7 protein-coding genes and 1 pseudogene are annotated in these 9,306 nt (G+C 71.5%); 3 read left to right on the plus strand and 5 right to left on the minus strand.

Features of this window, described 5'->3' with window-relative positions:
• Positions 1-916: pseudogene (locus tag G5C60_RS47475) on the minus strand (hypothetical protein); the annotation flags it as partial.
• 664 nt (positions 917-1,580) lie between these two features.
• Between G5C60_RS47475 and G5C60_RS47480 the strand changes: the two are divergent.
• Entirely contained in the window at positions 1,581-2,783 is a 1,203-nt protein-coding gene (locus G5C60_RS47480; RefSeq protein ID WP_165269988.1) for an amino acid deaminase/aldolase, read from the plus strand.
• 35 nt (positions 2,784-2,818) lie between these two features.
• On the opposite strand, the gene G5C60_RS47485 is transcribed toward G5C60_RS47480, so the two are convergent.
• Genes G5C60_RS47485 through G5C60_RS47500 form a run of 4 tightly spaced genes read right to left on the minus strand, consistent with a single transcriptional unit; the run spans position 2,819 to position 7,417 of the window.
• On the minus strand, positions 2,819-3,799 hold the full coding sequence (locus G5C60_RS47485) for a DUF2510 domain-containing protein (RefSeq protein ID WP_165269996.1): 981 nt from the start codon (positions 3,797-3,799) through the stop codon (positions 2,819-2,821).
• 50 nt (positions 3,800-3,849) lie between these two features.
• The gene (locus G5C60_RS47490) at positions 3,850-4,644 is read right to left on the minus strand and encodes a 3-oxoacyl-ACP reductase (protein ID WP_165269990.1); all 795 of its coding nucleotides are present in this window, start codon (positions 4,642-4,644) and stop codon (positions 3,850-3,852) included.
• Entirely contained in the window at positions 4,641-6,029 is a 1,389-nt protein-coding gene (locus tag G5C60_RS47495; RefSeq protein WP_420907481.1) for an aldehyde dehydrogenase family protein, read from the minus strand. Before G5C60_RS47495 ends, G5C60_RS47490 begins: the two co-directional genes overlap by 4 nt.
• Before the next feature lie 23 nt (positions 6,030-6,052).
• Positions 6,053-7,417: a type I glutamate--ammonia ligase gene (locus G5C60_RS47500; RefSeq protein WP_165269992.1), complete on the minus strand. Its 1,365-nt coding sequence runs from the start codon at positions 7,415-7,417 to the stop codon at positions 6,053-6,055.
• 77 nt (positions 7,418-7,494) lie between these two features.
• Between G5C60_RS47500 and G5C60_RS47505 the strand changes: the two genes are divergently transcribed.
• Both G5C60_RS47505 and G5C60_RS47510 read left to right on the plus strand, forming a co-directional pair.
• Positions 7,495-8,253: a FadR/GntR family transcriptional regulator gene (locus G5C60_RS47505; RefSeq protein ID WP_206440893.1), complete on the plus strand. Its 759-nt coding sequence runs from the start codon at positions 7,495-7,497 to the stop codon at positions 8,251-8,253.
• Between the two features lie 86 nt (positions 8,254-8,339).
• On the plus strand, positions 8,340-9,029 hold the full coding sequence (locus G5C60_RS47510) for a gamma-glutamyl-gamma-aminobutyrate hydrolase family protein (protein ID WP_165269994.1): 690 nt from the start codon (positions 8,340-8,342) through the stop codon (positions 9,027-9,029).
• Positions 9,030-9,306: the final 277 nt, after the last annotated feature.

Genomic DNA, 9,306 nt, shown 5'->3' on the forward strand with positions numbered 1-9,306 from the left:
GGCGGAGCCGGGTGGTGGTCTCCGTGACGGTTTGCTCGGGCAGGCCGGGGCGCCGGGGCGCCGGAGTGCTCGGCCTCGGTGGCGCGAAGGGGCGCTGCGGGATGCGGAGGGCCGGCCGCTGCTGGGGGGTGACTGCCACCTTCGGTTCGGTGGCGGGGCGCGGCGGGACGGCTGCGCCGCCCGGGTTCCCGGTGGCGGAGCGCGGCTCGGTGGCGGGACGTGGCGGTACGGCTGTTCCGTCAACGTTCCCTGCCGCCGAGCGCGGCGGAACGGCTGAACCGTCGGCATCCCTCGTGACCGGGCGCGGCTCGGTGGCGGGGCGCGGCGGGACGGCTGCGCCGTTGGCATCCCTCGTGGCCGAGCGCGGCTCGGCCTCCGGGCGCTGCGGAGCGTCAGGACGCTCGTCGCGCCTCGCGATCGCCCGCGGCTCGGTGGCCGGGCGCGGCGGGACGGCTGAACCGTCGACGTTCCCCGAAGCCGAGCGCCACTCGGCCGCCAAGGGCTCGCCGTACGTCGCGGTCGCCCTCGGCTCAGTGGCCGGGCGCGGCTCGGCCGCCGGGGGCTCGCCGTACACCGCGGTCATCCTCGGCTCGGCCGCCGGGCGCTGCGGAGCGTCAGGACGCTCGTCGCGCCCCGCGGCCACCCTCGGCTCGGTGGCCGGGCGCGGCGGGACGGCTGAACCGTCGACGTTCCTCGTGATCGGGCGCGGCTCGGCCGCCGGGGACTGCGGAGCGTCAGGACGCTCGTCGTGCCTCGCGATCGCCCGCGGCTCGGTGGCCGGGCGCGGCGGGACTGCTGAACCGTCGGCATTCCCCGAAGCCGAGCGCCACTCGGCCGCCAAGGGCTCGCCGTACGTCGCGGTCGCCCTCGGCTCAGTGGCCGGGCGCGGCTCGGCCGCCGAGGGGGCGTCGTACACCGCGGTCGCCCTCGGCTCGGTGGGCGGGCGCGATGGGCGCCCCGTGCTCTCGACGCGCGGCAGGGAGCCGGTCGTCGAAGGCGGTGTATCCGGGAAACGGGCTGAGGCAGCCGGAGGGGGTGGGGTCACCGGGGGCCGCTCCTGCTCGGCGGCGGGCCGGAGGTCGGGGAAACGGCGCGATGTGGCCGGGGAGGTCTCGCGGCCGCCGTTTTCCTCGAAGGCCCGACCCCGACCGTCATCCCCCTCGAGCCCACCCGCAGCGCCGGCCCCGGGGCGCGCCCCCGCGATGCCGGGCCGTCGCGGAGGGCCTCCGGTGTCGCGTCCGGGCAGGGGCCCCATTGCGCCGGCTCCCTGCGGCACGTTCTCGGACGGCTGGTCATCTGCGCCGGAGGGCTGCCCCTCCGGCGCACTCGGGGTGCCGACGGGCGGAGTCGACGGGCGCGGTGGGACGGGGGCGCGACGCGCTTCCGTGCTCATGCACCCCCCGTTTCCTCGTACTCGGGCAACCGGCCCGCCAAAGGAACTCCTCCGGAACGTTCCCTTTCTGCGTGCGCGTCACTCTACGGGCTGACACTGTGCGAGTGGGAACCAGTACGCGGGCCCGCGGCATCTGCCCGGAACGTCCCCCTACCCTGCGGTAATCACGTCTGGCAGGCTTCGGGGTATGACTGCCCGCGCCGCAGACCGGACCCGCTACGACCGGGCCACCGCTCACCTCGACGCCCCCGTGGCGATCGTGGACCTGGAGGCCTTCGACGCCAACGCGGAGGATCTCGTACGAAGGGCGGCGGGCAAGCCGATACGCGTCGCGAGCAAATCCGTACGCTGCCGGGCCCTGCTCGAACGCGTCCTGGCCCGGGACGGTTTCGCCGGGATCATGTCGTTCACCCTGGACGAGTCGCTGTGGCTGGCCCGCTCCGGATTCGAGGACGTACTGCTCGCCTATCCGTCCGCAGACCGGAAGGCGTACGCGGAACTCGCGAGCGACCCCAAGCTCGCGGCCTCCGTCACCGTCATGATCGACGATCCGGCGCAACTGAAGCTGATCGACGACGCCCGGGACGGCGGACGCGAAGTGGTACGCGTCTGCCTGGAGTTGGACACCTCACTCAAACTGCTCGGCGGACGCGTCCGCGTCGGGGCCCGGCGTTCGCCACTGCACTCCCCCGCCCAGGTCGCCGAGATGGCCCGCACAGTGGCCCGTCGGCCCGGATTCCGGCTCGTGGGGATCATGGCGTACGAGGGGCACATCGCCGGTGTCGGGGACGCGCTGCGCGGACGGCCGCTGCGGTCGCGTGCCATCCGGCTGATGCAGGCCGCGGCCCGCAGGGAGCTGGCCCAGCGGCGTGGCGAAGTCGTCCGCGCCGTACGGGCCGTGGCGCCGGACCTCGAGTTCGTCAACGGCGGTGGCACCGGCAGCGTCCAGCACACCGCCGCCGAGGACTGCGTCACCGAGATCGCGGCCGGTTCGGGGCTCTACGTCCCGCGCCTCTTCGACAACTACACCTCGTTCAGCGGGCGTCCGGCCGCACTCTTCGCACAGCCCGTCGTACGCAGGCCGGGCGTGGGCGTCGTGACCGTCCTCGGCGGCGGCTACCCGGCCTCGGGAGCGGCGGGCCCCGACCGGCTGCCCGAGCCGTACCTCCCCGAGGGGCTGCGGTACGACGCCCAGGAGGGAGCCGGCGAGGTGCAGACGCCACTGCTCGGCTCTCCCGCCGACGATCTGCTCATCGGCGACAAGGTGTGGTTCCGGCACGCCAAGGCCGGTGAACTGTGCGAGCGGTTCGAGGTGCTGCATCTCGTGGAGGGCGAGACGGTGACGGCGACGGTTCCGACGTACCGAGGGGAAGGCCACACCTTCCTCTAGCCGTACAGCCGCACGCACCCCTCCAGCCGTACGCGCTATTGAGTGGGACCGACGCTGCTGCCCACGCCGCCGCCCGTGCCCGCGTCGCCCACCGGCCGGATCCCCTTCGTGATCCTGTCCATGTCGGCGAGCGGCGGTCCGTCCGGCCCCCTGTCGAAGACGAACCGCACGAGGACCGGCGCCTGGGAGCCGACGCTGGACGGGAACGCCAGCGACTGGACGTAACCCCCGGGCCCCACCTGGGTCGTGACCTGCCAGCGCACGAAGTACCCGGTGCGGCCCGCGACCGCGACCGGCCCCTGCTCGACCAGCTTGTGCGACTTGATGCCGTCGTAGGGGCGGCGGTCGAGGAGGTCACGGTCGTACGCCTCGTCCGCCGCCTCCGAGATGTCGGCCTTGGCGAGCGACTCGGGGGACTTCTCGTCGTTCGAGGTCACCGTGCGCGAGATGACCCTGCCGCTGCGGCACAGGCCGTCGTCGCCCGGGCAGGTGTACGTGCCGGGCGTGATCAACACGACGTCGTCCTCGGCGACGTACTCGGGTCTGACCCAGCCGTCGAGGAGCGGAAAGGTGATGCCGTTGAGCTCGTCCACGACGACGGAGGGGTCGTCGGCCGACGGTTCGGAGGTGGACGCCGAGGGCGAGGGCGTGTCGCCGGCGGGCGCGGACGACTCGGGCGCAGGCGTGGTGTTCGCCTCCGGGGCGCCGTCGTCCCGGTTCAGGACGACGGCGCCGGTGACGATCGCGGCGACCAGCACGGCTGCCGCGGCGACGAGGGCGATCACCTTCGCGCGGCCGGAGCCGCCGCCGGAGCCACCGGGCGCCGGGGTGAATCCCGGCTGAGCCATGGGCTGTTGAGGCATCCCGGGCGGCATCCCTGGCGGCATTCCCGGCTGCGCCATGGGCTGTTGTGGTACCTCGGGCGCCCGCAGGTGATCGGTCCACGTGGTCCCGTCCCACCAACGCTCGACATGCGGGGCCGATGGATCGCGGTACCAGCCGGGCGGGGGCGTCATGCTCATCCCGGCACTCTAAGGCGCTGACCACAGCCAGGTCGCCCTTCTTCTCAGGACGGTGTGACGTAGGCGCCCGCGATTCCGCCGTCCACCAGGAAGTCGGTGGCGTTCACGAAGGACGAGTCGTCGCTGGCGAGGAAGGCGACCGCCGCGGCGATCTCCTCGGCCTCCGCGAACCGCCCGACCGGGATGTGCACGAGACGGCGCGCGGCCCGCTCCGGGTCCTTGGCGAACAGCTCCTGCAGAAGCGGGGTGTTGACCGGCCCGGGGCAGAGGGCGTTGACACGGATGCCCTCCCTCGCGAACTGCACGCCCAGTTCGCGGGACATGGCAAGGACGCCGCCCTTGGATGCGGTGTACGAGATCTGCGAGGTCGCCGCGCCCATCCGGGCCACGAACGACGCGGTGTTGATGATGGAGCCCTTCCCCTGCCGCCGCATGTAGGGGATCGCGGCCTTGCAACACAGGTAGACGGAGGTGAGGTTGACCTCCTGGACCCGCTTCCAGGCCTCGAGGCCCGTCTCCAGGATGGAGTCGTCGTCGGGCGGCGAGATGCCGGCGTTGTTGAAGGCGATGTCGACCGAACCGTAGGTGTCGTACGCGGTCTTGAAGAGCGCCTCGACCTGCTCGGGGTCGGTGACGTCGACCTTCACGAAGATCCCGCCCACTTCCTCGGCGGCCCCCTTGCCGCGCTGCTCGTCCACGTCGCCGCAGACGACATGGGCGCCCTCGGAGGCGAGGCGGCGCGCGGTGGCGAGGCCGATGCCGCTGCCGGCACCGGTGATGACGGCGGTGCGGCCGACGAGGCGGCGGCAGATGTTCTCTTGAGCCTGAGCCTGAGTCACTGTGCGGGACCCTCCGTGCTGATGAAGACGTTCTTGGTCTCGGTGAAGGCGGTGAGCGCGTCCGGGCCGAGCTCGCGGCCGAGCCCGGACTGCTTGTAGCCGCCGAACGGGGTCCAGTAGCGGACGCTGGCATGGGAGTTGACGGACAGGTTCCCGGCACGGACGGCCTGGGACACACGCAGTGCCCGGCCCACGTCCCTGGTCCAGATGGAGCCGGAGAGTCCGTACTCGGTGGCGTTGGCGAGCCGGATCGCGTCCGCCTCGTCGTCGAAAGGCAGCACGACGGCGACCGGCCCGAAGACCTCCTCGACGGCCACGCGCGCGTGGGGCTCGATTCCGGTCAGGACGGTGGGCGGGAACCAGAAGCCGGGGCCTTCGGGGGCGGTACCGCGGATGCCCGCTGTGCCGTCTGTGACGTACGAACGTACGCGCTCCAGCTGGGCCTTGGAGATCAGCGGGCCCATCGCGGTCTTCTCGTCGGCCGGGTCGCCGACGATGACGGATTCGACGGCCGGGGCGAGGAGTTCGAGGAAGCGGTCGTACGCCGAGCGCTGGACGAGGATGCGGGTGCGGGCGCAGCAGTCCTGCCCTGAGTTGTCGAGGAAGGACATGGGGGTGGCCGCGGCGGCCGCCTCGATGTCGGCGTCGGCGAAGACGATGTTCGGGCTCTTGCCGCCGAGTTCGAGGGTGACGGGCTTCAGGAGGGCCGACCCCTTCGCCAACACCTGTTTGCCCACAGGCGTTGACCCCGTGAAGACGATCTTCGCCACTCCAGGATGCTCGACCAGCGCGTCACCGGCGACGGGCCCCGCGCCCGGAAGCACCTGGAACAACCCCTCGGGAAGACCGGCCTCCAAGGCGAGTTCGGCCAGCCGCAGAGCCGTCAGCGGGGTCGTCTCCGCGGGCTTGAGGATGACGGCGTTGCCCGCCGCGAGCGCCGGCGCGGTGCCCCAGGCGGCGATCGGCATCGGGAAGTTCCACGGCGCGATCACGCCGACAACCCCAAGAGGCTCCAGGATCGTGACGTCGAGCCCGCCGGCGACGGGAATCTGCCGCCCCGTCAGGCGCTCGACTCCCCCGGCCGCGTAGTCGAGCAGATCACGGACGTTGCCCGCCTCCCAGCGGGCGTTGCCGATGGTGTGCCCGGCCTCACGGACCTCCAACTGGGCAAGTTCCTCCACATGTTCGTCGACGACGACGGCGAAGCGGCGCAACAGCCGGGCCCGCTCACCCGGCGCGAGGGCGGCCCACCCGGCCTGCGCCCGACCCGCCCGTACGACGGCGGCGTCGACATCCTCGACGCCGGCGGCCGCAACGGTGGCGATGACGTCCTCCGTCGCCGGATTGAGAACCTGAAGCTCATGCTCGTACAACACAGAAGACACAGACGACGACACAGACAGACCTCTCACAAGCGTTCGAAGGAGCGGCGCAGCTCCCAGTCGGTCACCGCGGCGTCGAAGGCATCCAGTTCAACGCGGGCCATGTTGCGGTAATGGGCGACGACCTCGTCCCCGAAGGCGGCCTTGGCGATGGGGCTGTTCTCCCAGAGCTCGGCGGCCTCACGCAGGGTGGTGGGCACATGCTCGTACTCGGCGGCATACGCGTTCCCCGCGCACGCCTCCGGCAGCTCCAGCTGCTGCTCGATGCCGTACAGACCGGCCGCGACGAGTCCCGCGACGGCCAGGTGCGGATTGACGTCGCCGCCGGGCAGCCGGTTCTCGAAGCGCATCGAGCGCCCGTGGCCGACCACCCGCAGCGCGCAGGTCCGGTTGTCGTACCCCCAGGCGACGGCGGTCGGGGCGAACGATCCCGGCTGGAACCTCTTGTACGAGTTGATGTTGGGCGCGTACAGCAGAGAGAAGTCCCTGAGCGCGGCCAGCTGCCCGGCGAGGTAGTGCCGCATGACGTCGGACATGCCGCCGGGCCCGTCCCCGGCCATGACATTCCTGCCGTGCTCGTCAGCGAGCGAGAGGTGGATGTGACAGGAGTTGCCCTCGCGCTCGTTGTACTTCGCCATGAAGGTCAAGGACACGCCCTCCTGGGCGGCGATCTCCTTGGCGCCGGTCTTGTAGATGGCGTGCTGGTCGCAGGTGACCAGGGCCTCGTCGTACTTGAACGCGATCTCGTGCTGCCCGGGATTGCACTCGCCCTTGGCGGACTCGACGATCAGCCCGGCGGCCTGCATCTCGTTGCGGATGCGGCGCAGCAGGGGCTCGATACGGCCCGTCCCCAGCACCGAATAGTCGATGTTGTACTGATTCGCCGGCGTGAGCCCCCGATAGTTGGCGTCCCAGGCCTGCTCGTACGTGTCCTTGAAGACGATGAACTCCAGCTCGGTGCCGACCTGGGCGGTGTAGCCGTACTCGGCGAGACGCTCCAGCTGGCGGCGGAGGATCTGGCGGGGGGCGGCGACGACGGGGGCGTCGTTGTTCCAGGCCAGGTCGGCGATGAGCATCGCCGTACCGGTGTTCCAGGGGACCCGGCGGAGCGTACTGAGATCCGGGTGCATGGCGAAGTCGCCGTATCCGCGATCCCAGGAAGACATCTCGTACCCGTCGACCGTGTTCATTTCGGTGTCGACTGCGAGGAGGTAGTTGCAGCCCTCCGTACCGTGATGGAGAACGTCGTCCAGGAAGAAGCGAGCGGCGAACCGCTTGCCCTGCAGCCGTCCCTGCATGTCCGGGAAGGCCAGGACGACCGTGTCGATCTCGCCGCTCGCGACGAGGGCGTGCAGCTCCTCGACGCTGAGCGGTGGTGTGCGGTTGGCCACGGGAAAGGCCTCCTTCGGTCAGCCGAGAGCCATAAGGTATTGCCGAGAACCATTGCTTGGGAAGGGGGCGCGGCCAGATGTCGCAGCAGAATGCGCACGGCGTGAACGACCGGTCGGACAACCGGCCGAACGACCAGCTGACGCCGGTGCTGCGGCCGGTACGGGCGGGCAACGGCTTCGAGGAGGCGCTGGAGCAGATCCTCCAGGTCGTGCGGCTCGGTCTGGTCCCCGGTGGTGAACGGCTGCCCGCCGAACGGGAGTTGGCGGAACGGCTCGGGATCAGCCGGGTGACGCTGCGCGAGGTGCTGAAGGTGCTCCAGGACCAGGGCCTCGTCGAGTCGCGGCGCGGGCGGTACGGCGGGACGTTCGTCCTGCCCAGGACCGAGGCGCCCGGCGAGGCGGAGCTGCGCCGCCGGGTCGCGGGCGTGGACATCGAGGACGTACTGCGCTTCCGTGAGGTCCTGGAGGTGGGCGCGGCCGGCCTCTGCGCGGCGCACGGCCTGTCCCCCGACCGATCCACCCGCCTGCGCGAAGCCCTCGCCCGCACCCACGACGCACCCCTCGCCGACTACCGGCGCCTGGACACGATGCTGCACCTCACGCTCGCCGAACTGTGCGGTTCGCCGACCCTCACCGCCCAGTACGCGGCCGTACGCGCGACCGTGAACGACCTGCTGGACTGCATCCCGCTCTTGGTACGGAACCTGGAACATTCCCAGCGGCAGCACACCGCGCTGGTCGAGGCGGTGCTCGACGGGGACGCGGACGGGGCGCGCGAAATGATGCGTGAGCACTGCGGGGGCACGGCGGCACTGCTGCGGGGCTTCCTGACATGAGCGGTCATGTGAGCGGCCCTGCAAAGGTCTGATGCCGGTCTATTAACCTCTCCTTGAGGGGTGTACGAGCTACAGGGAGCGTGGGGATGACGGGCAGGCCGCTGATCGGAGTCAGTACGTATCTGGAGTCCGCGCGCTGGGGTGTGTGGGAGCTGGAGGCGGCGCTGCTGCCCATCGGGTATCCGCGGCTGGTGCGGTCGGCGGGCGGGCTCGCCGCGATGCTGCCGCCGGACGATCCCGCGCACGCCGCCGCGGCCGTCGCCCGGCTCGACGGGCTCGTGATCGCGGGCGGCCCTGATGTGGATCCGGCGCGCTACGGTGCCGCTCGCGAGCCCCGCACCGGTCCTCCGGCCCCCGAGCGGGACAGCTGGGAACTCGCCCTGATCGACGCCGCGTTGGCCTCCGGCACTCCGCTCCTTGGCATCTGCCGCGGGATGCAGCTCCTGAACGTCGCCCTCGGCGGGACGCTCGTGCAGCACATCGACGGCCACGCCGAGGTTGTCGGCGTCTTCGGGCGCCATACGGTGAAGCCCGTACCGGGCTCTCTGTACGCCGGCCTCGTCCCGGAGGAGACCTCCGTCCCGACGTACCACCACCAGTCCGTGGACCAGCTCGGCTCCGGCCTCATGGCATCCGCCCACGCACCGGACGGGACGGTGGAGGCCCTTGAACTCTCCGGCCCCGGCTGGGTCCTGGGCGTCCAGTGGCACCCGGAGATGGGGGACGACCTGCGGGTCATGGAGGGCCTGGTCCGAGCGGGGGCCTCCGGCGGTTGAGCGGTTGGGTTCGTTGTCGGCTGCAGCGCCGTCGTGGCTGGTCGCGCAGTTCCCCGCGCCCCTAAAAGACGAGCCCCCAGCTCCCACGTGAATAATCGAGCCCCAAGCCCCAACGCACCTGCCACTCACCCACCGGCGGGAGGGGGCGTGGGTCGGTGCGTCGTATGCCCGTCGCGTAGGTTCGTTCTCAGGTCAGCCGCACTGTGTACCGACACCGGGCCGTATGCCCACCCTGCGACGGGCTGACGCACCGGCCCACGGCCCCGCACCCCCCACC

The organism is Streptomyces scabichelini, assembly GCF_011045015.1.
Taxonomy (GTDB): Bacteria; Actinomycetota; Actinomycetes; order Streptomycetales; family Streptomycetaceae; genus Streptomyces; species Streptomyces scabichelini.

What these genes read in the sequence shown, in the direction of transcription:
- G5C60_RS47480 (WP_165269988.1), top strand. Translation starts at nt 1,581, where the DNA reads ATGACTGCCCGCGCCGCAGACCGGACCCGCTACGACCGGGCCACCGCT.
- G5C60_RS47505 (WP_206440893.1), top strand. Translation starts at nt 7,495, where the DNA reads ATGTCGCAGCAGAATGCGCACGGCGTGAACGACCGGTCGGACAACCGG.
- G5C60_RS47510 (WP_165269994.1), top strand. Translation starts at nt 8,340, where the DNA reads ATGACGGGCAGGCCGCTGATCGGAGTCAGTACGTATCTGGAGTCCGCG.
- G5C60_RS47485 (WP_165269996.1), bottom strand. Translation starts at nt 3,799, where the DNA reads ATGACGCCCCCGCCCGGCTGGTACCGCGATCCATCGGCCCCGCATGTC.